Here is a 24,552-nt window from a genome sequence, read left to right as displayed (position 1 = left end):
CTATTATAATCGGATGAAGCTGTATGATAAATGGGAGAGAGAAGCTTCAGGTCATGGTGTCCCTCCAGATCTCCCGCCCATCGTATCCGAATGAGGCCGCAACGGTAACCCTACTTGAGTGAGCCGATTGTCAGACCCTTGATGAAGAACCGCTGGAAGAACGGGAATACGAGCAGCATGGGTCCAGCGATGAGCACCGTAAGCGCCATTCTCGTCGACATGGTCGGCAAGTCCTTGATCTTAATATCGACCTGCCCCTGGAATGCGTTCTCCTTCAGGAAGTTGATGTTGTCGAGGATTCGCACCAGCATCAGCTGTACAGGCGTCAAGTCCTTGTTCTCCACATACAGGAAGGCCAGCATATAGTCATTCCAGTACTGGAACGACAGGATGACAGCTACCGTAGCAAGCGCCGGCAGAGACAACGGGAGAACGATGGTGAAGAAGATCCGCCACTCGCCCGCTCCGTCCATCTTCGCCGATTCGAATACCTCGAAGGGAAGCTTGCTTAGGAAGCCCTTCATAATCATGACCAGGAACGGACTGAGGAGCGCCGGAATAATCATGACCCAGATCGTATCCTTCATATGCAGATATTGCGTGATGAGAATGTAGGAAGGAACCAGTCCACCGCTGAACATCATGGTGAAGAAAATATAAAACGTCGTTGACTTGCGCAGCTTATAGTCCTGCCTGGAGATCGCATACGCCGTCATGGTAGTGAGTAACAGACCAAGCAGCGTCCCTGCCACCGTTACAAATATCGTAACCCCATAGGCCTTAATCAACTGCTCTGGTGCTTGCCAGAACATGCTGTAGCCCTCGAAGCTCAGCTTCTCCGGGATGAATTCGAACCCATTCTTCCTTAAGGTCTGCTCATCCGTGAAGGAGATCGCCAGCATCAGCAGGATGGGCAGCACGATCAGAATGGATACGATCGTCATGAATACATTAATGATCTTGGCTTCTCTAGTCATATTGACCGCTTCCTCCTACCATAGGGCATTCTCTTCGTTAATCTTGCGAACTGCATAATTCGCGGATACCACCAGCACGAGGCCAACCACCGCTTGGAACAGGCCAACCGCTGCTGACATCCCGATATCTCCAATCTCCGTAAGCGCACGATAGACGTAAGTGTTGATGACGTCCGTTGCGGGATAGAGGAAGACCGAGTTCTTCGGAACGAAGTAGAACAAGCCGAAGTCTGCCGAGAAGATATTGCCTATGCTCAGAATCATTAGAATGACAATGAGCGGAGCCAGCATTGGTATGGTAATTCTCAGTGCCATCTGCCTGCGGTTCGCCCCATCCATTCTTGCTGCTTCATACAAGTGAGGATCGATCCCCATAATGCCTGCGTAGTAGATGAGCGTGCCGAAGCCGACACCCTTCCACAAGGAGACGAGGTTCATCAGGTAAGGCCACCAATGGCTCTCACGGTACCAGCTGACCGGCTCTAGTCCGAACAAGTTAAGCAGGCCGTTCAAGAAGCCGTAATCATGATGCAGGAAGCCTTCTACTAGATAGGCTACAATGATCCAGGAGACGAAGTGAGGCAGGAATAGAATCGTCTGATGAACCTTGATCCACCGCTTCGTTAGTTCATTGAGCAGGATAGCGAAGATGAGCGCCATGGCCGTAGTAATGATCCAGAAGCTAATGCCGTACAGCACCGTATTCTTCGAGATCTGCCAGGCGACATCGGACTTGAAGAAGAATTCGAAGTTGCGCAAGCCCACCCATTCGCTGTTCCAGATGCCTAGATCATAACGGAACTTCTTGAAGGCTAGTACGACTCCGAACATCGGAAGGTAAGCGAATATTAGAATATAGATGAGCCCGGGTAAGGACAGCGAGAACAGATCGAAGTGAGAACGCATCTGTCTGAGCCTTAGTTGAAGCTTCCCCTTGGAATGGGGTGTTGTGCTGTGACTTATCATTGGTAGGTTGCCTTGGTCTGATCTCATTGCTTCACCTCATCCTGAATTGAACGCTCAGCCTTGAAGGAGTTACTTACGAGCAGCGCTGCTAGGAAGCAGCTGCTCCATAAGAGGCTGCTGTCGTAAGTGTGCAGCTGCTGCCGTCTCGCTGGGAACAACCCCATTATTCCACGAAGCCGTCCGCCCCGCCTACTGTGTTATTGCAGATTCGCTCGCTTCCGGGATTGTACTATTCTGCATTCACTGTTCCTGTGCGGTTAGTTGTTGCCCAGCAACAGTTATACGGCTTCTGCACCCTATAATGCAGAGGCAGCCCCCAAGGCTATTAACCTTGAGGGCTGCTTCACGGAATACTTATAGACATCTTAATGCGGGACGATTACCGTCGCTGCAACGGTTGTCTCATTGCCTGCATAGTCGGTTGCTGCATAGACGACTGTATAGGAGCGCCCGCTGCCATCGCCTGCTCGTTCTGCACTTACACGGAAGACTGTGTCGAAGGTGCCGAATGCCGCGTCTTGAATGTCGGTTGTCGTATTGCCGTCGCCTGTCCCGTTATCCGGTTCATTGCTCGTAATAGAGCGGAGGACGATGGAAGCTACGCCGCTATCTCCATCAGCAGCTGCAACTGCTGCGTTCACCGTAACGAGCTTATGATTGTTCTCATCGATCACACTCGGGTCCAGCTCCACCGTCATCGTCGGAGCCGTCTTGTCGATATTGCCTGCGCTCGCAGCCACAGTGCCCGCATTGCCGGCTGCGTCCACGAATTCGAAGGTGAAGCTGTCATTATGGGTGAAGGTGTAGCTGGCCGAGCCTCCGTTGTTCACGATCGTGACCGGCTCGCTTGCTGTAATCGTTGCGACGACCTCTTCATTCGTAGGCGAGGTTGTACTATAAGCAACCGTTGCCGTAGGGGCGATCTCATCCGTTACTTGAATGTATAAGGAAGACGTCTTCGTCCCGCTGACCGCATCATTCACGACCGCGGTAACCTTAGCCATCCCGTGTGCTAACATGGATACAACACCCTGGCTGTTCACGGACACGACACCGCTGCCTGACACATCCTCTGCCGAATAGCTTACTACGCTGTCTGCAATCGCCTTGTAGGTGCCTCCCGTTGTCCTTGCGGTTACGGCAAGCTCGAGGTTGTCTCCCGGTTGACCTTCAAGCGAAGGACTGGTTAGTACTTCGCCAGCCTCTCTAACGTAGATTCGATCAATCGGCTCTGACGGCTGTGCGAAGAAGAAGGACTGGGGAAGTCCGAACGGCTCCACATCGATGTCTTCGAACCCTAGTCCATAGGCAGGTGAATCCGACGCTAAGCGGAAGTCGTTGTAGGATAGCTTCGGATCAGCCTCCAGCGGATTCGTACCATAAGGCTTCCAGTTCGAGAAGAGATTATCCTTCACCGTGAAGCTGCCACCTAAGCTTGCATTTGCTCCCAGTGCAATCAGATCCACATCATTGCGAACGGTACTGCTGATGAACAGATTACGTTCAATCGCCACACGATCACTGCTGCCATTATTCATATACAGGAACGGAACAACTCCCTTCCAGTTCGTCTCCAGTGAGTCGGTTAATCGGAATACGTTGTTCGTAATCGTCGAATCGTCCAAGCCATTCCCATAGCTGAGGAATCTGAGGCCGTCAATGCCGTCGAACACATTATGATGAATCTTGTGTCCTCCTTCCTTCTTGCCGAAGCTTGCTATTGGATAATAGCCGTTACTGAAGTAATTATGGTCAATCTCCAGATTCTCCATCGTAACTTCAATGGCATACGTATAGCCGTTCGCTCCAGCCTTCTCCGCTATGAATTGGTTATGATGCACCCGGACACTCTTCTCCGGCAGATGCTCCGTTGAGATCAAGGAGACGGAATCAGCGAATCGGCTGTTGAAGATCTCTACTTCTTCCGTGATCGCTCCAGGCATCTCAATCGCAATATTCGGCTGTCCAACTCCCCATAGCCCTCTCTGTCTAAGATCGATATCCAAGTTATACATGTTCACCCGAGTGAGGTGGGTTAAGAGCGAATTCGGAACGAATGCCCCATTCCCCTCATTGAAGGTATCGCTCCTTGCAGCCTTAATGCCGTAAGTGCCTCTAGTCTCTCTGATTCGTATATCATGGAGGGACCCGTCGGTCATATTGCCAATCATAATATTGCCCAGACAGGCTTGCTGATTGCCATATGCTGTGTCATAGACGGCCGTATTATAGATGCTGGAACCAACCGAATTCTCGAGCCAGATGCCGTTGTACGAGAAGTTCTGAACGACCACATCATGGAGCTGAACATTCGTGACGTTGTTCAGCAGAATTCCGCCGTGAGCGAGATCCGTTGCATTAATCTGTCCTTCCAAGGTGAATCCGCTGATGGACAGATCATGCAGACCACGGCCCTGAAGGGCGTAGAGCGTCACATCGCCTTGCTTATAAGAAGTGACCGCCTTCATTAAGCTGGCCTTGATGGTGGTTAGTCCAGTACCCGCGCCAATAAGATTCGTCTGCTGCGGCAATTGTACAGCGGCGACCTCGAACACCCCAACACCTAGATGAATCGTCGCTCCTCGGCCAGGAGCTGCTTGGCTCACAGCTCTCGCTATCGTTCGGAAGGGACTGCTCAGACTCCCGCTGTTCGTGTCATTACCTGCAGTTGATACATACACATCCATCAGCAGGGGTCTGCGGTTGATGTTCAGCGTATACGTCTTGCTGCCGCCTTCCTCTCCAGTTACGACAATCACAACGGAGCTGACCGCATCCGTCTGAACGCTGTACATCGTCCCTGGATTCCAGCTCTCTCCGTTAATCGTTACCGCTGAAGCTAGCGGGTCCTTCACGACCGGCAGCAGCTCCAAGGTGTTCACATCGTCGAAGACATCCACCTGATAGGTGGTAACATTGCTATTGAAGGCCGGGCTCAGTATGGACTTCTCGTCTACCTTAATGGAAGACAGGTCCGCATTCGCGAACGAATTCCGATTGAACTCGATCCAATCCACGTTCATAACCCCATAATCTGTCCCCTTGAAAAGAAGATAAACCGTATGCGTCCCGCTCGTGAAGGGATCCAGCGCGATCGTCTTCGTCTTGAAGGCGGTATAGCTCGCTGTCCGCTCGCTGCCGCTGATCTTGAACGAAGTCAGCTTCGTTCCTCCGACTAATCCGCTTCGCACGTTATCGTAATATTCCACGGTACTGTCCAGCCACACTTCAACGGATACGCCATCCGCTGGAGTGGCATAGCGAAGAGTGAGATCCGTATAGCCCGGGGTCAGATTCACTTGATCGAACCGCGCCCAGTCATTGTTATTCGTTCCTCCTATCGCTCCGTTCACAAGGTCGGCCGTTACCCCGTTCTGTGAAGCACCGCTAGTCGATGCACTGGCTCCGCCTGTTGCCTGGAAGCTCTCCCCCTCTAGTCGGAGCACGCTTCCTGTGTTCTCAATCGTAAGCGTATAGGTGCGCGCCGTGCCATCCTGTGCAATCGCCTGAATCGTGACAGGATTACTCCCGCGAATGAGCGGAATGGACTTCGCTGTACCGCTTGCCTGAGCAGTCCCGTTAATCTTAATGGATGCCAGCTGCGGGAACGCCAGCTCTGCCGTCACATCCACCGAGGTCAGTCCCGCTGTACTCGCTGTATACGTGTACACCCCTGTGCTGAATGATGGAGATAAGACGGCTCCGCTTCCCAGGCGAATGTCCTTCAGATCCGAATTCTTATAACTGATTGACTTCACAACATACTTATCAATATTAGCCAGCCCGAAGGAGCTGCCGCTATTCACATCTCCGAATCGAATATACAAGGTGTGCGTGCCGCTCACCTGTTGATTCAGCGTAACGGGATGAAGAGCGAACGAAGCGGATGTATTCGGGTCCGCAGCTGCTACCCCGTTCAGACGGGCAATTAGCGTACCTCCCGACAACGTCGTTCCATCATCCGTTGCATCGATGATGAAGTCCATGCGGGTGCTCGTCTTCAGCACATTCGCATAGACGTCAATGACCTTCTTATCCGTCAGGTCAACATTGTCATACCGCACCCAATCATTGGAATCCACATAGCCAATACCGCTTGTTACCGGCTGGATTCCTCTCTGACTTGCATAAGCTTCCGCTTCTATAACTACAGGAGCGGTACTGGCTCGCCCAATCGACACGTTGTACAGCTTCACGGCTCCGCTCTCTGCCGTCACAGCTATGGCAAGGCTATCCTCTTCATTGAGATTAACCGAGTAGGGCGTATTATTCGCATGAGCCGCTCCGTTAATGGTCAGGGATGCATAGCCCGTGTCCATGACTTGCGGAGTAATCGTTACCTGAGAGGACTCGCCATAGACACTCCACTCATAGCTGGTTATACCAGGCTGGAACGCTGGAGACAGATTCCCTTCACTCACAGCAAGCTGCTTCAGATCAGCATTGGCAGATACCTGCTGTCTGGTGAAGGTGAACTTGTCGACATTGGCAATGCCATAGGTGAATCCGCCGTTCGTGTCTCCGAATCTGACATATAGATTGCGGCTTCCGCTCACAATCTGATTCAGCATAATGGTACGGGTCGCATAGGAGGTGGAAGAGTTAGTATCCGCCGTTGGGACACCAGAGAGTGTACCAATTACCGTTCCCCCAACCAGACTATTCCCGTTCTCCTGCGCATTGATAATGAGCTCTATCCGAGCATTCGTCTTAAGAATATTGGCAGTAAGGTCAACTTGCGTATAGCCAGTAAGATCTACTTGATCGTATCGGAGCCAATCATTCGAATCGGCATACCCAATTCCGCTCCCGGTGCTCTGAATGCCATATTGCTTGGCATAGGCTTCTGCCTCGATAACCAGAGGCGATACGGCGGCATATGCCTGCAAGACGAACAAGCTTGCCAAGCTGTTACAGAGCATGAACCATACAAGTACTTTAGGCAGCTGCTTCTTCATTGTTCTCAACATCATCATTCTCCTTTTATACTGCTTCTCAGTGCAACCGCTTACTTTAATTCCAATGCCTCCTCTTAGGGAGCCAGCCGATTCCCCCCTTCATCACCATCTCATCAATATCGTTCCTGCAGGTTATTCCTTCATCCACGGTTAACCCTGCAGCATCTATTACGCTAATGCATGGCGAAGCTGTCCGCTACTGTACAATTGTGAATTGACTGCTCTATTCTTACTGCAGCCCCCGATGAAGAGGGAAGACCCCCGTGAACAGCTAATCTGCTCACGGGCTGTCTCCCGCTCCCTGTTACCATCCAAGATGAAGCAGAGGACATCCGCCCCTACTTGTCAGACAAGCCGAACTCCTTAATCGCAATTGGTTCGAAGCCCATCGCCAAGGCCGGAGAATTGCCCTGCAGCTTGAAGCTCTTGAGTGACAGCTTCGGATCTGCAGTGAGCGCATTCGTTCCATAAGGCTTCCAGTTGAAGAATAGATTCTGGTCCACGACTACATGAGGACCAAGCGAAGCCATTACATTCTTCGAATTAGGGTTAAGATTGAAAAATTCAAAGTCATTATAACGTGTCATAACCGGATCAATGAAGAGATTATTAGTAACCCGGAAGTCCTCCGTCATTCCCCCAATAAGACGTGCAAACGGGAACTTGCCTATATCAGCGGGACGAAGATTGGCATTGAGCGTGACGATATTATTATGAAATACAGCATCCTTCAATCCACCGTTAATGTGGATAACATCAAGGCCCTCCAGCTGATCGAACACATTATGATGAATATTGAGCCCCTTGCGAATGTGGCCAGAGAAGTCTGCAATCGGATAATAGCCATTCTTGAAGTAGTTATGATCTACTTCGATGTAATCAAGACTCGCCTCAATGGCATAGGTGTACGCTGCAGGGCTGACAGGATCGGCTATGAACTCGTTATGATGAACCCTTGCCGTCTTCGTCTGCCCGTCCTTGTTCGTCGCAGCCAGAGAGAGATTATCGCTGAAGCGATTATGATGGATGTCAACCTCATGTACGTCAGCACTCCATAGCTCGATTGCAATGCCTGGCTGTCCTGCACCCCATGAGCCGTTCTGCCTGACATCAATATCCAGGTTATAGAATTCTGTTCTGACAATATCCACGTAATAATCCTGCCCTGGGAACTGCCTATAAGGATTATCTGTCCAGCCATATCGCATCGTATCGATTCCGTCTGCACCGAGCGTATCCTTAATGACAAGATCATGGAAGGAGCTGTCGAATATATCCCCTAGCTTAATTGCCCCGGAGCTGCCAGCTTGATTGGCATAGCCAGTGTTATAGAAGGTCGATTCATAGAAGTGAGAGCTCGATATATTGGCGGCCCAGATGCCCGTTAGCTCGAACTCTCTTACATCAATGTGATGAACAAGCACGTTGTCTGCTTCATGGATGAACAGCCCGGCATGAGCCTTGCGCCCATTGTCCATCTTCCCAACCAGGCTAAGATCACTGATCGTAATATGGCTCGTATTACGAGCTTGGATGAGGAAGCTGTGCTCGTCGTAATTCCAGCCACTGCCCTGCATATCGTGATAGAGTGCGGAGTAGAGGATGGTCTTGTTCTTGCCCGCTCCCTTCAAGCTCGTGTTCGCAGGCAGGCTGCATGCTGCTGTCTCCATGTATGGACCGGGGGCAAGATGAATGGTTGCTCCGCGTCCTTCAGGCACCTGCGTACATGCATAAGCCATTGACTTCCACGGCTTCTTAGCGGTTCCTTCACCTTCACCTATTGCGTCACTTCCCTCTGGGGACACATAATAGCGATCTGATATCAGCCGCTCAACAATGGTGAGCGTGTAGACCTTAGAATGTCCATTCTCAGCCGTTACCGTGAAGGTAACAAGCGTTATACCGTCCGGCTCGTAAGTGATGGATGTATCATCTGTATGAGCCTCTCCATTCACTTGCAGTGAAGCGTAGCCAGTATCCATCACTTGCGCAGTGACTTCAACCGAGTCAACATCGTCGTATAAGGTCAGTGTGTAGTTGGTTATGCTTTTGTCGAAGGCAGGCTCCAGCTTCCCCTTGCTCACCTCTAAGCTCCTCAGATCGGCGTTCGCATTCGTCCCTCTCATCAGCTGCAGCTGCTCCAGCTCCATTAGGCTGGATGCCGCACGGCCCGTTGCAGAAGAGAACCTCAGGTAGATGGTGTGCAGTCCGCTCGAGGTGTAGGTCAGGGATTGTACCCGCTCTACGGCTTGAGCTGCATCATCTCTGGTCATGCCAGAGAACACGCCAATAAGCGTCCCTCCTGAGATGGAGCCGTCCGGCTCAATCGTACTATCGACGTACAGCTCTACTCTGGCATCCTGATTCAGGACAGAGGCAGTGAGTGCCAGATCTGTCATACCAGCTAAGGAGATATCCTTGAAGCTTATCCAATCCCCAGTATCAATGCTGGTGAGCTTACCGGCATCATACACAATGCCAGAGGATTGATCGAACGAGGGTAGATTGACGAGGTGTGCCGCCAATTGATCGGTCCCGATCGTCTGCGCTCGAAGTTCATTGGAGGCGCTGCTAATACCTGTTCTGTCATAAGCGAAGACGGTGAAGGAATGCTCGTCTTCGGGCAGTTCACGGACGAGGTAGCTCGTCACGTTCCCAAGCTCTACTATATGCCTATTGCCGCTCTGGACAGAGCCGTATTGGAGACGATAACCGGCGGCTCCAGGCACTGCCGACCAACTAACCTTCACTTGACCCTCTCCTGCTGTTGAAGCTTCCTCCAGCACAGGCGCTGCAAGAGGAGGGAGGTCATACACTTCAAGCTCAGAGATCGTTGGCCCTCCGGTGAAGCTGCTAATGCTTAATCGCATCTTGCTTGAAGTGACCGTCTGGAAGGTACTGCTCTTGATAGCGCCGGCTGCACCAGCAACATTGCTTCCTTGATAAGCCGTGCTCCACCCTCCGTCTGCCTCATACTCAATCTCATAATGAAGGATTCTGCTGAACTGGGATGGCTGCTTCATAATCACTTGGTTGAACGTGGTAGGCGTGCCGAAGTCCACTTCCAGGTAATAGCTGGCTGGCTCGTTGGTTGTTGCCCACCGAGTATCGGGTAGACCGTCTACAGCCTTAGCTGCGTCATACGTTTTCGGATCGAGGTTGGAGAGTGTGTAGGTGTTGCTGGCACTTGCCTGTTTGTTCAAGGCTAGGTTGACTGGAGCTGGCGAGTCTTCTGCATAGACTTGATGCTGTGCCCCAGAGAAGTGTGTGCCTAGTACGAGAACCAGCATGGCTAGCATTAGGGTTCCCGCAGCTGACCGTTTTAGTAACCGCTTACTTTTTGAAGCATCTGCAATTAATCTCCGCACATTCATGCTCCCCTCTCCCAAGCTGAATAAGTTGAAGCCTCTCTTGAATTCTGCAGCATCCAGAGAGGATTCAACCATTAGCTTAGGGTATGAAGCGCTCGGCTGCGACTGTTCTATTGCGAATTTACTGGTCATGCTGCAGCTACTATTCTACGATTACTGTTCTATATATCAAGTCTGGGATGACAAGCAGGCGTTTCACTATAGTGCTGCGCCCCTGCCATGCAGGTGAACAGATAACTCTTTACTTTGCTCTATGTTTTATATAACATATAAGACATATGAAAGCGCTAGTAATTAGAGAAGAGAGGTGTCACCCAGCATGACCCTATCCCGCGTCACGACCACGAACAACTGGACGCAAGTGTATCAGATTCTGAAGGAGAACATTCTGCAGCGTAAGTTCCTCCCTAATCAGAAGATTGCCATTCCAGAGCTAGCCGCGCAGCTTGGCGTCAGTCCTACCCCAATCCGCGACGCGCTCAGCCGGCTGGAAGCTGAGGGGCTTATTCGAACTGTCCCGAAGGTCGGGACGTTCGTCCATGCGGTGGATGCCGCACAAGCCGAGCACCTTATTGATGCGCGGCTCATGATGGAGAACTGGGTCATTGAGAAGTGGCCTTCCCTGCCACTAGACCGCAAGACACATACGATCTCGGAGATGAGCAGACTTACCGAGGAAGCGCGGCGTATGCTAACACCGGCTACGCTGGAGCAATACCTGTCCTCGAAGCTGGACAATGAGTTCCACTTCGCCTTCCTGGCAGCGGCAGGCAATGAGCGAATATCCGAGATGTATGCCGGGACGATGAACTATCGGGCATTCAACCTTGCCGGCAAGCTAACGACGCTTGAGATGTGTATCCGGTCGGTTGATCAGCACCGAGCCATTGTGGAAGCGCTCCAATCTGGCGAGACAGCTAGGATGAAGGAAGCCGTACAGGACCATCTCTACAGCTCGAAGAGCAATCTACTCACGTTCATTGAACGATCAGGAGGAGTGTTATAACATGTCCGAAGCCCAGACAGCCTCAAGCTCAGCTGCGAATTCCGTCTCTGCCTCAAGCTCCGTCACAAGCTCAGCCGCAGCGGCTATACCCGCTGCATCCCGCAACGACGCTGCATCCCAGCGCGGAGCTATACCCGTCATCAAGTCCGGCAAGCCGATGACTCCACCCGAATGGGCACTGCTCCAGCGGGATATTATCCGAACGTTGAACGAGGTCGCCTTCGAGTTCGTAGACCGCTATACAAGGCCGGACGGCACGCTCATCTGGCGAGAGGAATGGCCTGGCATGGACGGGTCGGACGATCCGTACGAAGGATTCATGCATTTTCCACTTTTTTACACACTTGGGGGGAGCTCTGCCATTCATGATCTGTCTCGCAAGCTGTGGGATACGATTACGTGGCAGTGGACCGAGTACGGCCAGATTCATCGGGAGTTCGACGCCTACTACGATTGGATGCACCACGGCGAGGCCTCTCTCTACATCTACTATTACGGACTCGCAGATCCTACGGTGCTTAAGGACCGCCAGCGCGCGCTGAAGTTCGCTCGCATGTATATGGGGGATGACCCGGAGTCGCCGAACTATGACAAGGACAAGAAGCTGATGCGATCACCGATTAACGGCAGCCGAGGACCGCGGTTCCTGCAGACCGCCGAGGATTGGTGCACACACCGGGAGGTGCTGGACAACTACCCGCCTCCGTTCGAGGATATGCCCGGCGTGCCGGGTCCGCTCTGCCAGTGGACGGATGACCGCATCTATGGCGAGGTGCTCTCCCGCATCAACAGCCGGATGGCGAAGGGTGATGTTCCGCTCAATCTCACGTCGACGAGCCTAATTACGCATGCTTACCTATATAACGGCGATGACAGCTACCGCACTTGGGTGCTGGACTATCTCCAGGCTTGGAAGGAGCGGACCGAGCGCAACGGAGGCATTACCCCAGATAACGTCGGACTGTCCGGTGAGATCGGAGAGTACAATGACGGCAAGTGGTGGGGCGGCTACTACGGCTGGCGCTGGCCGCATGGCTCCTTCTCCATCGTCGAGCCCCTCGTCGTAGCTGGCTGCAATGCTGCCTTAATGGAAGGCGATCTGAGCTATCTGGATCTTGCGCGTTCGCAGATCGATATGCTGTGGAGCCTCCGCCAGCAGGATGAGCGAGGGCAATGGCTCGTTCCGAACAAGCATCTCGATGAGGGCTGGACGGACTACCGCAGCATGAACCCTTGGTATCCGCTCTATTGCTGGATCATGTCGATGGACGATGCCGACCTCGAGCGGGTGGAACGCATCCGTACCACAGAGGACTGGGATTCTGCGAAGACGTATACGAGCAAGGGCTTCTTCGGCAACCATGGTCCGTGGTTCAAGTACATTCGCGGAGAGAATCCGGCCTATCCAGCTGAGATTCTGCGCAAGAATCTGACCTTCATCCGCGAGCAGGTTGAAGCGATGCGCTCGGAGCAGGGAGATCCTACGACCTGGGATGTGCATCACTGGCAGCAGCGTACGCCTATGATTCTCGAAGGCTTGCTGCAGACGACACTCGGCTGCCCGATTCATATCTATCACGGGGGTCTGCTGTATGCCCGCGTCCGGTACTATGATACGGCGAATCGCAGGCCGGGCTTGCCCGATCACGTTGCCGCTCTCGTCGAGGAGCTATCGTCCGAATCCGTTATGTTGCAGCTCGTTAACACCAGTCCGCTGCACGAGCGAGAGATTACGATTCAGGCTGGCACCTTCGGCGAGCATACCTTCACCTTGGTTCATACGCTGGATGAACAGGGGCTAGTGGTCGACACCACGGAAGTGAACAACAAGTGGGTCACGATACAGCTTGCACCAGGCACCGGAACGAAGCTCCAGCTCATGACGAGCCGTTATGTGAACAAGCCTTCCTACGCGACCCCATGGGTCACCGAGGAAGAGCTGCAGTACAGCATTCAAGGCAGACAGCTGGACTCCTAATTTTCTCATCATCAAAAAATACAGGCGCCCCGCCTCGGGACGCCTGTTCGTTCTCGTAGAAGCACAACCTTGCTAGGCTATACCCTCTCCCCACACTTCCCTGAGCGTCGACCGGAACAGCTCATCAAGCTGATCATCCGGAGTGCCCTCCGCTGTCAGCATACGTGATGCTTCACGCTCATAGTAACTCAATCTCTCTTCCAGATAGTCGTTAATAGGGTGTATACGCGGCTCATAGTCCAGTTCATCGCCAGCCAGCTTCCGAGCAAGCAGCTCCAGGATGACCGGCCGCAGTTCACTGCTATCAGGTACCATGGCGTCCAGCAGCTCGTGGAAGGCAATTGGAGGCATTGTGCCATAACGCTCAATCCATCCACAAGCCAGGATGGGCCGAAGCACATAGAAGTACTTCTTAATCTTCACCCGCTCACCCTGCAGATACTCCCGATAATTCCCCTTCGCCATATGCAAGTAGTGGTACATGCACGACCTTGGAGAGAAGGTGGACGTGGAGATTGCCCGGATCTGCTCAGCCGCTGAATGCTGCACCATATACACAATCGGGGACTTCAGCCACTCCAGCAGCGGCGGATTCGACTTGCGGAACAGCTTCAGCGCCTTCTTCAGATCCCATCCGTTAATGTCCAGCAGGTTGCTAATTGGCCGTTCAATGACATCCCGCTTCTCATGGATAGACAGATACCACTCGGTCGGCCGAACGTAGATGAACCTCACGTCATAGTCGCTGTCCTTGGACGGGAAGCCCCATGCCCGGCTGCCCGACTCACAAGCATATAATATGCGAACTCCCTCTTCACGCTCAATTCGCTTCAGTTCCTGGGTGATCTCGTCTCGAACGTCTGTCATGGACTACCGCCTCCTTAACCGGCAGCTGTGCTGCCTCTGCCCCTATCTTCGCTCAATGGCGAGAGTAGCAACAGGGCAGAAGTATTACAAAAAAAGATGACTCCTGTTATCCAACACAGGAATCATCTCATTAGACTAGAATTACTCTACCTTCGTGTCGATCGGCTTAAGCACCGCTTCAATCTGCTCCCGTCTATCCTCCAGGAATGGCGGCAGAGCAAGGGATTCACCGAGATGATGAATATCCTCGTCCGTATCGAAGCCCGGGCCGTCCGTTGCTAGTTCGAATAGGATGCCATTAGGCTCTCTGAAGTAGAGGGACCGGAAGTAGAAGCGATCTACGAAGCCCGAGTTGGGTAGACGCGCTTCGCTAATACGCCCGATCCACTGACGTAACTCCTCTTCATTATCCACTCGGAACGCTACATGGTGGACACTGCCACGTCCTGGGCGTTCGGCAGGGAGATCCGCTCGCTCTTCCACATGCACCTCAGCCCCCGTCCCTCCTTGTCCTGTCTCCAGCACGACAATATCGGGCTGTCCGGCAACGGAGGAAGCGTACTGTCCTGCGACGCGGAAGCCCATTATATCCGTAAGGACGTCTATCGTCGCTTGAGCATGCTGTACGGTTAGCTGAACAGGGCCAAGTCCAATAATGCCGTAGGCTGCAGGAACAGGACTCTTATCCCATACTGTCCCCCCTGGAACTCCCTGATTATGCTCGTCTGATACCAGGATGAGCCTCTGCCCTTCATGGTCTTGGAAGGCTAACGTAGAGCGGCCTGCCCGCTCTCTAATCTCCTCATGCTCAACCTGCATCGTGTCGAAGCGCTCCCTCCAATACTGAAGGGCTTCATCATTAGGAACACGAAGGGAAGTTGCCGAGATGCTGTTCGTGCCCGCATGGAATCGCCCTGCTCTAGGGATCTCGAAGAACGTGAGTTCCGTACCCGGGTTCCCCTTCTCATCGCCGTAGAACAGATGGTACACGGAAGGATCATCTTGATTCACTGTTTTTTTAATGAGCCGAAGCCCTAATACCTTTGTGTAGAAATCGTAGTTTTCCTGTCCCTTTGCCGTCAACGCCGATACGTGATGAATTCCTTTGAATTCTAATGTCATGATAGACCTCCCCTTGTCATTTTTTTATTGTTATTGTAGTTTTCTTATTGTAGCTTCCTTAATAACTCCAACAGCTGTTTCTTTTCTTCACTGCTTAGGGCGCTGAATTGTGACGCTTGGAATTGCTCTTGCCTCGGAACCACTTCCTGATATAATTCTTTTCCTTGCTCCGTTAACGCTAGATATTTCGTTTTCCATTGCTGCTCCCGTATCATGATGCCCATATCTTCCATCTTCGATAGTAGCTGCGTGATATTCCCCTTGGTCACCAGCAGCTTATCGGCCAGCTCCTGTTGACTTAACCGTTCATGAGTACCAACCTGAACTAGGATATCGAACTGAGCAGCAGACAGATTCCATGCTCTCAAGTGCTGATTAGATTCTCGAACACTCTGATTGTACAGCCGCGACAGGCGGAACCAGAGCATTAATCCTAGACGCTCTTCTTTTCTCGACAAGATGGGACCCTCTATGCTCTCACTCACTATGCCACCTCGCTTTTTCATCTCTTGTTATCAGTTTATATATAAACTGATAAGGTGTCAAGTTCATCCTTTCACGCTCCTTTGCTACACTATCCCTGTTGCTCAGGGCATATGTGTCTCGCTCCTTTACTACACTATCCCCGTCGCTCAGGGCTGCAAGCTGATTCACGCAGATGCCCAACTGTCACCCGCTTCGCACCAACATGCCTGTCTTCTGAGCGAAGGGGATAGTGTCCCAAAGGGACAAAATAGAGTACCCTCGCGCCTCGCGCCTCGCCCCTCGCCCCTCGCACCCCGACCCCTGCCCCTCTATGACAGCCATCGACGACACAGAAACACGCTGCAAAAAAGGGGCAATCCCAACGAAGCCTGCGGCTTGTAGGATCACCCCTATGCTAGCACCTATTTACTTCGCTTGCTCTGCAATAATCTTCCCGATCCACTCTACCCCGTACATCTTGCCGACTGCAGTCGGGCCGAAGGCAGCGGTGTCGATGTCGTACACTTGGCCGTTCTTCGCTGCTGCGATCTGCTTGAATGCTTCATTCGCCTTCAGCTTCTCCACAGCGCCTGTGCGATTCGTGTAGTCCTCTGCAAGGAACAACAAGTCAGGATTAGCCTTGACCAGCGTCTCCAGGTCAATTCCGCCTGCGATCTTCTCGTTCTGATGAAGCTCCTTAACCGGCGCTAGGCCGAACTTCTCGTAGTAGAAGTTAATATCGTAGACGTAGTTGGTCTTCTCACCAGCCATTAAGAATAAGACTGTCTTGCCCGTCAGGCCCTTGTCTTCAATGATCTTCTTCGTTGCCGCTACTTGGTCATTGAACTTCTTCGTGAACGCCGCATAGGCATCCTTCGCATCAATTGCGGTAGCAATCTGTTCCAGTCCATAGCTGAAGGCATCCTTCCCGTCGGTATATCCGCCGTTCAGCTTGCTGTCAATGACAATGGTCGGAGCGATCTTGCTTGCCTTGTCATAGTCAATGTTAGCCCAATCATACGCGATGATCAGATCTGGGTCTGACTCCAGCAGCTTCTCATAGTTGAGTGGAGTCGAGTAGTCGCTGGACAGCGCGATGATGTCGGGATATTTCTCCAGGTAAGGCTGGTAGATCGGGAAGCCCTTCGCCGTATCATAGTTGCCTGTAGCAACCGGACTGCGATCCAGAGCGAACATATGCTCAAGCACGACGAAGTCTGCGGCAGCAACACGCTCAGGACGCTTCTCAACGACCGTCTCACCCTTCATGTGCTTAATCGTAATCGGATAAGTAACGGCATTCTCAGTCGTGCTTGCTTGCCCTTCATTCGTTCCTTCTTCGTTCTTCGCATTGCTTGCACCGCAGCCTGCTGCAACAATCATCGCCAGCAGAACAATCAGGAGGGTGAATATTGGCTTCTTCTTCGTCATCGTCTGTCGAACTCCCCTTATTATCTATTATGAAGATATAATGACCGTCTTAAGCTCCGCCTTCGTGCGCGACTGCGCCTTCGGCTTCTTGTGGAACCTTCCCAGGATGAGCAGCCCCATCACATGCTCTTCATGCCCTATGCTCAGTGCAGCCTTGAACGAATCCTCGTTGAAAACCTCGCCCGACTTCCACACCATGCCGATCTCCCGCTCCCAAGCGACAAGCTGCAGATTCTGCACCATGCATGCCGCTGCACACAGATCCTCTTCCCAGATGACCGGATTGTCGCTCCTCGGGATGGTAACTACCAGGTTAATCGGCGTGCCCATCAAGTAATTCTCATATCCTTGACGGTACTTCGCTTGATCCTCCTCGCTGAACGTTCCGACCAAGGCATCGATCAGCTTGCGCCTGCCCTCTCCTTCGAACATGAGAAACCGCCAAGGCTCGCGATTGCCGTGAGTGGGAGCCCATACCGCTACATCCAGTAGCTCCAGTACCGTCTCTGGCGTTAGCTCCGTCGGCAGGAAGTCTCGTACCGTCCTGCGCTCTCGAATCAATTGTTCGATCACCTTAAGTCATCTCGCTCTCATTAATAGATAGATGAAGTATGGAGCGCCTAGCAGCGCGATCAACAGCCCCACGGGAATCTCCTTCGCGTCCATCAAGTTCTTGCCCAGTGTATCCGCGAGCAGGACGAGTAGCGCTCCGATCAACATGGACATCGGGATGAGCTTGCGATGCGCGACTCCGACGAAGCGGCGTGCCAGATGAGGACCGATTAATCCGACGAAGGCAATTCCGCCTCCTACGGCCACACAGACTCCAGTGAGAATGACTGCTATGCCTAGGAACAGCTTGCGCTCACGCTGGAGCGCTACGCCAAGGCCGACAGCCGTCAGCTCGCCGAGCCTCATCACATCCAGCTTCTTCGCCTGATACACCGCGAGCGGTATTAGCACGAGCAGCCACGGGAGTGTCGTCCAGACGAAGGTCCAGTTGCTCACCCAGATGCTGCCTGACAGCCAGACCGTCGCTGCAGTTATCCCATAGTCATCCAATCTCATCTGAATGAAGATTAGCAGCGCATTGAACGCCGCATTCACAGCAACTCCAATGAGGATAAGACGTATAGGCGACAATCCTCCCCTTGAAGCCAGGACATATGTACAAGTCGCAGCTAGCAACGCGCCGACAATCGCGGCGAATGGCATCGTGAACGCTTGAAGCATCGACAACGTGCCAGTCGCGCTGCCATTAGCCACTAGCAGATAGAGGACAACCCCGAAGCCTGCACCGGCATTAATGCCGATAATGCCCGGCTCAGCAAGATCATTCTCGGAGACGGCCTGCAGGATTGCTCCAGCGACCGCGAGGCCTGCTCCAATTAAGATGGCGAGCACAATGCGAGGCAACCGGAATTCGAACAGGACGAGATTGCTCTTCGCTGTGCCCAGCCCAACCAGCGTCTGAATGACTTCCAGCGGGTTCAGACGTGAGGCTCCTAAGTTCAAGGAGACGAAGGCGGTTCCGATAATACCGATGAGCACAATGAGCATCGCATATCCGGGACGCCGATTAACAGCAGATGTCATCATAGGCTTGTCCTCCGTTCTCTGGAAGCCAGGTATACGAAGAACGGCACTCCGATCAAGGTCGTCACTACGCTGACTGGCACCTCGAAGGGCGGACTGATGATGCGCCCCAACATATCAGCTAGCAATAATAGTATGGCTCCCAGCACCGCGCTGCATGGAATAATGACGCGGTAGTCGCTGCCGACGAGATAGCGCGTCAGGTGAGGGACTATGAGGCCTACGAATCCAACGTAGCCAGCCATGGATACCGCTGACCCTGTTAGCAGAAGCACCGCGAGGTTGCCCAGCACCTTCGTAACCCCTAGCTTCGAGCCGAGTCCTACTGCGACATCCTCCCCGAAGGAAATTGTCGTAATCCCCTTAGAGAGGGCAATGGCCAGTACCAAGCCGGCCACGCCTAACGGGGCGACGAACGTAATAATCTCCCAATCCATACCCACGAGTCCTCCCGCATACCAGAACGTCAAGTCCTTGGCTACGTTGAACTGCAGCGACACGATCGTAGCGAATGAGCTAAGCAGCATACCTATCGCTGTTCCCGCAAGCGCGAGCTTGGCGGGCGACAGTCCTCCGCGTGAGAATGCGCCAACCAGGAACACCAGCCCGACTCCGAGTGCCGCTCCGGCTAGCGAGAACAAGCTCAGTCCCGTTGTCGTGATCGAAGGGACCAGAGCAAGACCGAGCGCAACCGCGAAGGTCGCTCCTTGGGATACCCCGAAGATCGTAGGATCGGCAAGCGGGTTGCGCGTGAGCCCCTGCATGATGGCTCCGGCTACGGCCAGCATGGAGCCGATCAACACCGCAGCTATCGCTCTTGGCATACGCGTATCATGAACGAGAATGCTATTAGCCTCCGTCGTCTTCGCCGACCACATCAGCTCCCAAGACTGCGAGATAGGCAGATTCAGATTGCCTTGAGCAATAGAGAGCAGAGTAAGCAGGATAATGCAGGGAATGCCTATTACAAGTAGTAAGGTCACCATCAGCGGACGTGAGGATGGCGAATCTGCAGGTGCTGCTGCGGTAGAGTTCATGAGTTCTATAGAGCCTCTCTTAATCCATAAGGAATGCATAGCGGAACGCCTGCGCGTTCATCCACGATAACATCCGCTTGTACGCTGAACACGTCAAGCAGCATAGCGGGGGTAATAATATCGATTGGTGCACCCTCGTAGACAACATTGCCGGACTTAATGGCAATGACATGATCCGCATAGCGAGTGGCGTGATTAAGATCATGCACGACCATCACGATTGTCGTCTTGTGCTTCGCATTAATCTCTTGCAGCAGATGGAGCACTTCGAGCTGATGAGCCATATCTAGATATGTCGTCGGTTCATCGAGGAACAGCAGATCGGTCTGCTGGGCAAGCGCCATAGCAATCCATACACGCTGCCGCTGTCCACCGGATAGATGGTCGATTGGACGCTGACGGAATGCCGTCATCCCCGTCACTTGGAACGCCCAGTCTACAATGTCGCGGTCGGAAGCCGACATTCTCTGGAAGCCGCTCTGATGCGGGAACCGGCCGTAGGCCACGAGCTCCTCCGCGGTAATGCCTTCCGGCGCGGTAGGCGTCTGCGGCAGAATCGCTAGCTTCTGCGCGACTGCCTTCGTCGACTGATGATGAATCGAATGGCCGTCCAAGTAGACAGCTCCCTTCGATGGCTTCATCAGGCGGGACATCGCCTTCAGTATGGTGGACTTGCCAGAGCCGTTCGCTCCGACGAGAGCCGTAATCTTCCCCATTGGCACCTGAATGCTCAGGTCGTTCACAATCGTTAGCTTGTCATAGGAGACCTGCAGGTTCTCCGTGAATAATCCTGTCGCTGCATGCATGAAGGATCGCTCCCTACTCCATTTATATGAATGATTAGTTATGAATGGTAATGATTAATGATTGATGAGGTGATCAATGTTGATTGAATGAAAATGATTATCAATTAAACTCTTACAATGAATAATGATAATCATTATCGGTGAGATCGTCAAGAACTATTTGCTGGCAGGTTCCTGCTGGTTGTATAATACGGAAAGTGTTATATTCGCCCATTTATATTTTCAATTAGTATAGGGAGCTGAACTTATTTGACGAATTGGAATAAGTACATTAATAACTATGGGGATTGCTATGTCTCGCTCGAAGGCCACGAGCTGCGAATCGGGAATGAGGTTGTGGAGAGAGTATGGAATATCTCGCGAGGTATTCCAGTCGTCATGTCACTGCTGAACAAGTCTACGAATAAGGAGTGGTTCACCACAGAGGACACTCATGATTGGTTGACTAACCAGCCTAAGAAGTACGCCTTCTACCACTCTTCCTTCATTAACGAGGACATGCTGTCCCTTAACGTCGAGTCGGCTGCAGGTGATGATTGCGGTATAGCCCGGAAGCATCTCAGAGTAGAAGTGAAGCTGGAATACAAGGACAGCATCGTCAACTGGATTCATATCGTCTACCCGGGGCTTCCCATCTTGCGTACTTATATTGAAGTTAGCCTGAAGGACGGAGTTGTTCTGTCCGAGAGCGTCTCCGAGAGTTCAGAGAATGATGAAGGCAAGCGACCACACTTCCACGAGCTAACCGATGACTATCAGGACAGCTTCCCACTGGAGCCTAGACATTCCGGCTGGCGCAGCGTTCAGTTCGTTGATGTCACCGACGACTTCGACAATCTGGTCTCTACCCAGAGCGGCCTCTTCACTAGACGGGAGCATCGCTTCATCCAGGGCAATCTGCTGTTCGTTCAGGACCATCTGTCTAAGGAAGGACTCACCTTTATTAAGGAAGGACCTACACCGCTTGACTATCTAGGCGGAGTGAGCAGTGACTTCTTCCTGAAGGGAATGAATGTATTCACATCGGGCTTCGGCTTCACCTCGGGCGATCTGAATAAGCATCGCACGCTGACGACCTATGGCAGCACCGTGCTGCTGTGGAGCGGCAAGGAAGAAGAGGCACTGGCTGCGCTTCATGCTTATCATGATGCGATACATATTTTCAACGGGGATAAGGATGCCTTCATCATGTCCAATACGTGGGGCGATCAATCGTCCGACGGGCGGCTGAGCGAGTCCTTCCTGCTTGCGGAGCTTGAGGTGGCGGCGCGGACGGGTGTCACCTTCTACCAGATTGATGACGGCTGGCAGAGCGGAACGTCCGCCAATTCCGTGCTTCCAGGCGGGGCTTGGGGCAAGGGGTATTACAAGCATAATCCTGACTTCTGGACCGTGAACAAGACTAGGTTCCCGAATGGCCTGGAGCCCATCATCGCGTCTGCTGCGGAGAAGGGGATACAGATGGGGGTGTGGTTCTCGCCTGACTCTCTGAACGACTTCGAGAATTGGGAGAAGGACAGCCAGGTACTGATCGATCTTCATCATCAATATGGCATTGCGGCCTTCAAGATGGACGGGATCGAGTTCACCTCCAAGGCTGGTGAGGAGAACCTGACGAAGCTGCTGAGGCGGGTGCTGGAGCATACGGATGGCAGGGTGTTTTTCAACATGGATGTGACGGCTGGCACTCGAAGCGGCTATTATGGGCAGCTGCAGTATGGATCCTTATTCCTTGAAAATCGCTTCACCGGCAAGTTCGGCGCCTGGCCGAACTACTTCCCGCATCATACACTCCGGAACGTGTGGATGCTGTCCCGCTACTATCCGACGTACCGTCTGCAGGCTGAGTTCCTGAATGTGTCGCGGAATGTAGAGCTGTACGAGGGGGATGTGCTCGCGCCGTCCGCATGCGGGCAGGAGTATGCGTTCGCGGTTACGATGTTCGCGAATCCGCTGGCTTGGATGGAGCAGACAGGGCTGAGCGAGGAATCGGTTGCGCTGCTGGAGCAGATTGTGCCGACGTACAGAGCTCATCAGGCCGACATCCTGTCTGGCCATGTGATGCCGATCGGCGAAGAGCCGAATGGGACGACATGGACGGGCTTCCAGTCGGTGACGGCTGGGGCGGCGGTGACGACCGCATCATCGGCTTCAGGTTATCTGCTCGTTGTGAAGGAGTACACTACGAATTCGTCGCAGAGCTACAGGCTGTGGAACCTTGCGAACGTAACTCTTCAGCTGGAGAGTATACTTGGATCTGGCACGCAGGAGCAAGTGAAGGTAGATGGTGGAGGGCATGCGGTGTTCGAGCTAGGTGGCGGTCCGTTCCAGTATGCACTGTACAAGTATTCTGTGCTGCCGAATTAAGCAAGAGCAGTTGGTTGGAGAAGCATCTGGCTCCGAAGGGAAGTTCCCTTCGGAGCCTTTTTTGCTTACCTGGATGGGCGCTGCTGGCAGCTATTTGTAGGCGTAGGGCTGGTGGGTGTGCCTGGTGTGCCTACAACCGGATGGCCCTCCGAGGGCTTAAGACTCCTCAGGAGGCTTAACTCCCACACTCTACTTGATTTCCTGCCACTTAAGACTTCCTAGAAGTCTTAAGTGGTGGAGTTGTCTTCAACGGGCTGAACTTCCAGTAGCTTAAGACTCCTGAGGAGGCTTAACTCCCACACTCTACTTGATTTCTTGTGACTTAAGACTTCCTAGAAGTCTTAACTGGTAGAGTTGTCTTCAACCGACTGGCCTTTCTCGGAAAGAAAATTCGCCGAGTCGGCGCTGTAACGCCAGATTTTGGCGCTGCAGGCTCGACGGCGGCTCGTTCGGCGCCAATAGCGCCAGATTTTGGCGCTGCAGGCTCCGACGGCAGCCGGTTCGGCGCTGTAGCGCCAGATTTTGGCGCTGCAGGCTCCGACGGCAGCCGGTTCGGCGCTGTAGCGCCAGATTTTGGCGTTGCAGGCTCCGACGCCGGCTGGTTCGGCGCTGCAGCCTTCGGCGATGGCTGGTTCGCCGCTGTAGCGCCAGATTTTGGCGCTGCAGGCTCCGACAGCGCCTCGTTCGGCGCTGTAGCGCCTGATTTTGGCGCTGCAGGCTCGACGGCGGCTCGTTCGGCGCCGATAGCGCCAAGTTTTGGCGCTGCAGCCTTCGGCGCCGGCTGGCCCCACCTCCGTAGCGCCAGATTCTGGCGCTGCAGGCATCGCAGCAGCCGGAACACCGTCGGCGCATTAGCGCCCCAGTCTACAGGGCTGCCGAATGGTCAGCACCTCACATGTCTGCGCTTGAACCCAATCTGCCCCTTCTCTATGGCCTTCTCTATGGTGGCGGAAGCGTTCAAGAGCTTGCTCTGCTTGAGGTGCTTATTCACCTCTACAGGCCCAACGGCCTTGGCCGTCTCCAGCGCCATCTCATGGAGAGCTACGTATGAGATACCCACCGTGTAGATGAACTGGTTCATCGCATATCTCGCTCGCTCAGGTGCATCATGAATCTCATGAGCAGCCTTGCCCAGCAAGTCGGCGAGCTTCCCGCTGTCGAACTCGCTGTCCGGCCGATTGCCGAGCAGCCAACAGTAGCAGCTCCACCCCGCCGACATCCTCAGCTCCTCGCTGCTATGAATCCACTTGTCAGCCACCTGCTGCGCAATGTCCGCCTCTGCCAAGGTTACGGCAACCACATAGTCCGACAGCATGTAGAAGTAGGCCCCGTCCAGCCAGCGGTCATAATCACTCTCGGTCATTCCCTTAGGATCGGCAATGATTCCCGCGAAGTACATCGCGTCATAGTTACCCGTCGCATACAGCTCCTCAGCTAGCGGCTGATTAATCTTAATCTGCTTCGACATCGGCTTCATCGCACCGGTAGCCACGCCGAACAGCGGCTCGCGCGCGCCATTGGACACATAGATCTTCTTCGTTCTCTCCTTGCCAAGAGCCTCAAGCTCCCCCATTACCTCTTCATATGTCAACAACACCCTCACAG

The 24,552-nt window shown here is 53.1% G+C and carries 17 protein-coding genes; 3 read left to right on the top strand and 14 right to left on the bottom strand.

Features of this window, described 5'->3' with window-relative positions; genetic code table 11:
* Positions 1 to 110: 110 nt before the first annotated feature.
* The 4 genes from ACFO9Q_RS15435 to ACFO9Q_RS15420 all read right to left on the bottom strand — a co-directional run bounded on the left by ACFO9Q_RS15435 (position 111) and on the right by ACFO9Q_RS15420 (position 10,404).
* The gene (locus tag ACFO9Q_RS15435) at positions 111 to 977 is read right to left on the bottom strand and encodes a carbohydrate ABC transporter permease (protein WP_379183594.1); all 867 of its coding nucleotides are present in this window, start codon (positions 975 to 977) and stop codon (positions 111 to 113) included.
* Between the two features lie 15 nt (positions 978 to 992).
* A complete protein-coding gene (locus ACFO9Q_RS15430; RefSeq protein ID WP_379183592.1) occupies positions 993 to 1,970 on the bottom strand; it encodes an ABC transporter permease in 978 nt (325 codons plus the stop codon).
* 338 nt (positions 1,971 to 2,308) lie between these two features.
* On the bottom strand, positions 2,309 to 6,913 hold the full coding sequence (locus ACFO9Q_RS15425) for a cadherin-like beta sandwich domain-containing protein (RefSeq protein WP_379183590.1): 4,605 nt from the start codon (positions 6,911 to 6,913) through the stop codon (positions 2,309 to 2,311).
* Positions 6,914 to 7,239: 326 nt separating this feature from the next.
* Positions 7,240 to 10,404, bottom strand: a complete 3,165-nt coding sequence (locus ACFO9Q_RS15420; RefSeq protein ID WP_379183588.1) for a discoidin domain-containing protein — start codon at positions 10,402 to 10,404, stop codon at positions 7,240 to 7,242.
* 187 nt (positions 10,405 to 10,591) lie between these two features.
* Here ACFO9Q_RS15420 and ACFO9Q_RS15415 point away from each other — a divergent pair, with 187 nt between their 5' ends.
* Both ACFO9Q_RS15415 and ACFO9Q_RS15410 read left to right on the top strand, forming a co-directional pair.
* On the top strand, positions 10,592 to 11,278 hold the full coding sequence (locus ACFO9Q_RS15415) for a GntR family transcriptional regulator (RefSeq protein WP_379183585.1): 687 nt from the start codon (positions 10,592 to 10,594) through the stop codon (positions 11,276 to 11,278).
* A gap of 1 nt (position 11,279) precedes the next feature.
* Positions 11,280 to 13,256, top strand: a complete 1,977-nt coding sequence (locus tag ACFO9Q_RS15410) for a hypothetical protein (RefSeq protein WP_379183583.1) — start codon at positions 11,280 to 11,282, stop codon at positions 13,254 to 13,256.
* A 72-nt stretch (positions 13,257 to 13,328) separates the two neighbouring features.
* Here ACFO9Q_RS15410 and ACFO9Q_RS15405 read toward each other — a convergent pair whose 3' ends face one another.
* From ACFO9Q_RS15405 to ACFO9Q_RS15370, 8 genes are all read right to left on the bottom strand, one after another.
* On the bottom strand, positions 13,329 to 14,123 hold the full coding sequence (locus tag ACFO9Q_RS15405; protein WP_379183580.1) for a nucleotidyltransferase domain-containing protein: 795 nt from the start codon (positions 14,121 to 14,123) through the stop codon (positions 13,329 to 13,331).
* A 141-nt stretch (positions 14,124 to 14,264) separates the two neighbouring features.
* Positions 14,265 to 15,245 carry a ring-cleaving dioxygenase gene (locus ACFO9Q_RS15400; protein WP_379183578.1) on the bottom strand — a complete coding sequence of 327 codons (981 nt, stop codon included), beginning with the start codon at positions 15,243 to 15,245 and terminating at the stop codon, positions 14,265 to 14,267.
* Between the two features lie 44 nt (positions 15,246 to 15,289).
* Positions 15,290 to 15,751, bottom strand: a complete 462-nt coding sequence (locus ACFO9Q_RS15395) for a MarR family winged helix-turn-helix transcriptional regulator (RefSeq protein ID WP_379183576.1) — start codon at positions 15,749 to 15,751, stop codon at positions 15,290 to 15,292.
* 385 nt (positions 15,752 to 16,136) lie between these two features.
* Positions 16,137 to 17,141: an ABC transporter substrate-binding protein gene (locus ACFO9Q_RS15390; protein WP_379183574.1), complete on the bottom strand. Its 1,005-nt coding sequence runs from the start codon at positions 17,139 to 17,141 to the stop codon at positions 16,137 to 16,139.
* A 27-nt stretch (positions 17,142 to 17,168) separates the two neighbouring features.
* A complete protein-coding gene (locus ACFO9Q_RS15385; RefSeq protein WP_379183572.1) occupies positions 17,169 to 17,714 on the bottom strand; it encodes a nitroreductase family protein in 546 nt (181 codons plus the stop codon).
* Between the two features lie 6 nt (positions 17,715 to 17,720).
* The gene (locus tag ACFO9Q_RS15380; protein WP_379183570.1) at positions 17,721 to 18,740 is read right to left on the bottom strand and encodes a FecCD family ABC transporter permease; all 1,020 of its coding nucleotides are present in this window, start codon (positions 18,738 to 18,740) and stop codon (positions 17,721 to 17,723) included.
* A complete protein-coding gene (locus ACFO9Q_RS15375) occupies positions 18,737 to 19,774 on the bottom strand; it encodes a FecCD family ABC transporter permease (RefSeq protein WP_379183568.1) in 1,038 nt (345 codons plus the stop codon). The genes ACFO9Q_RS15380 and ACFO9Q_RS15375 overlap by 4 nt, the downstream gene beginning before the upstream one ends.
* Positions 19,775 to 19,779: 5 nt before the next feature.
* Positions 19,780 to 20,580 (bottom strand): ABC transporter ATP-binding protein, encoded by an 801-nt coding sequence (locus tag ACFO9Q_RS15370; protein ID WP_379183566.1) that lies wholly within the window; start codon positions 20,578 to 20,580, stop codon positions 19,780 to 19,782.
* Positions 20,581 to 20,829: 249 nt separating this feature from the next.
* Here ACFO9Q_RS15370 and ACFO9Q_RS15365 point away from each other — a divergent pair, with 249 nt between their 5' ends.
* Positions 20,830 to 22,947 carry an alpha-galactosidase gene (locus ACFO9Q_RS15365; RefSeq protein ID WP_379183564.1) on the top strand — a complete coding sequence of 706 codons (2,118 nt, stop codon included), beginning with the start codon at positions 20,830 to 20,832 and terminating at the stop codon, positions 22,945 to 22,947.
* Between the two features lie 322 nt (positions 22,948 to 23,269).
* On the opposite strand, the gene ACFO9Q_RS15360 is transcribed toward ACFO9Q_RS15365, so the two are convergent.
* Both ACFO9Q_RS15360 and ACFO9Q_RS15355 read right to left on the bottom strand, forming a co-directional pair.
* On the bottom strand, positions 23,270 to 23,788 hold the full coding sequence (locus tag ACFO9Q_RS15360) for a hypothetical protein (protein WP_379183562.1): 519 nt from the start codon (positions 23,786 to 23,788) through the stop codon (positions 23,270 to 23,272).
* A gap of 42 nt (positions 23,789 to 23,830) precedes the next feature.
* A complete protein-coding gene (locus ACFO9Q_RS15355; protein ID WP_379183700.1) occupies positions 23,831 to 24,538 on the bottom strand; it encodes a DNA alkylation repair protein in 708 nt (235 codons plus the stop codon).
* Between the last annotated feature and the right edge of the window lie 14 nt (positions 24,539 to 24,552).

It is taken from the genome of Paenibacillus sp. GCM10023252 (genome assembly GCF_042653305.1).
GTDB lineage: Bacteria > Bacillota > Bacilli > Paenibacillales > Paenibacillaceae > Pristimantibacillus.
Note: the sequence above shows the minus strand (reverse complement) of the source record. Positions and strands in the feature narration are given on the sequence as shown.

What these genes read in the sequence shown, in the direction of transcription:
- ACFO9Q_RS15435 (WP_379183594.1), bottom strand. Translation starts at nt 977, where the DNA reads ATGACTAGAGAAGCCAAGATCATTAATGTATTCATGACGATCGTATCC.
- ACFO9Q_RS15430 (WP_379183592.1), bottom strand. Translation starts at nt 1,970, where the DNA reads ATGAGATCAGACCAAGGCAACCTACCAATGATAAGTCACAGCACAACA.
- ACFO9Q_RS15425 (WP_379183590.1), bottom strand. Translation starts at nt 6,913, where the DNA reads ATGTTGAGAACAATGAAGAAGCAGCTGCCTAAAGTACTTGTATGGTTC.
- ACFO9Q_RS15420 (WP_379183588.1), bottom strand. Translation starts at nt 10,404, where the DNA reads ATGACCAGTAAATTCGCAATAGAACAGTCGCAGCCGAGCGCTTCATAC.
- ACFO9Q_RS15415 (WP_379183585.1), top strand. Translation starts at nt 10,592, where the DNA reads ATGACCCTATCCCGCGTCACGACCACGAACAACTGGACGCAAGTGTAT.
- ACFO9Q_RS15410 (WP_379183583.1), top strand. Translation starts at nt 11,280, where the DNA reads ATGTCCGAAGCCCAGACAGCCTCAAGCTCAGCTGCGAATTCCGTCTCT.
- ACFO9Q_RS15405 (WP_379183580.1), bottom strand. Translation starts at nt 14,123, where the DNA reads ATGACAGACGTTCGAGACGAGATCACCCAGGAACTGAAGCGAATTGAG.
- ACFO9Q_RS15400 (WP_379183578.1), bottom strand. Translation starts at nt 15,245, where the DNA reads ATGACATTAGAATTCAAAGGAATTCATCACGTATCGGCGTTGACGGCA.
- ACFO9Q_RS15395 (WP_379183576.1), bottom strand. Translation starts at nt 15,751, where the DNA reads ATGAAAAAGCGAGGTGGCATAGTGAGTGAGAGCATAGAGGGTCCCATC.
- ACFO9Q_RS15390 (WP_379183574.1), bottom strand. Translation starts at nt 17,141, where the DNA reads ATGACGAAGAAGAAGCCAATATTCACCCTCCTGATTGTTCTGCTGGCG.
- ACFO9Q_RS15380 (WP_379183570.1), bottom strand. Translation starts at nt 18,740, where the DNA reads ATGATGACATCTGCTGTTAATCGGCGTCCCGGATATGCGATGCTCATT.
- ACFO9Q_RS15375 (WP_379183568.1), bottom strand. Translation starts at nt 19,774, where the DNA reads ATGAACTCTACCGCAGCAGCACCTGCAGATTCGCCATCCTCACGTCCG.
- ACFO9Q_RS15370 (WP_379183566.1), bottom strand. Translation starts at nt 20,580, where the DNA reads ATGCATGCAGCGACAGGATTATTCACGGAGAACCTGCAGGTCTCCTAT.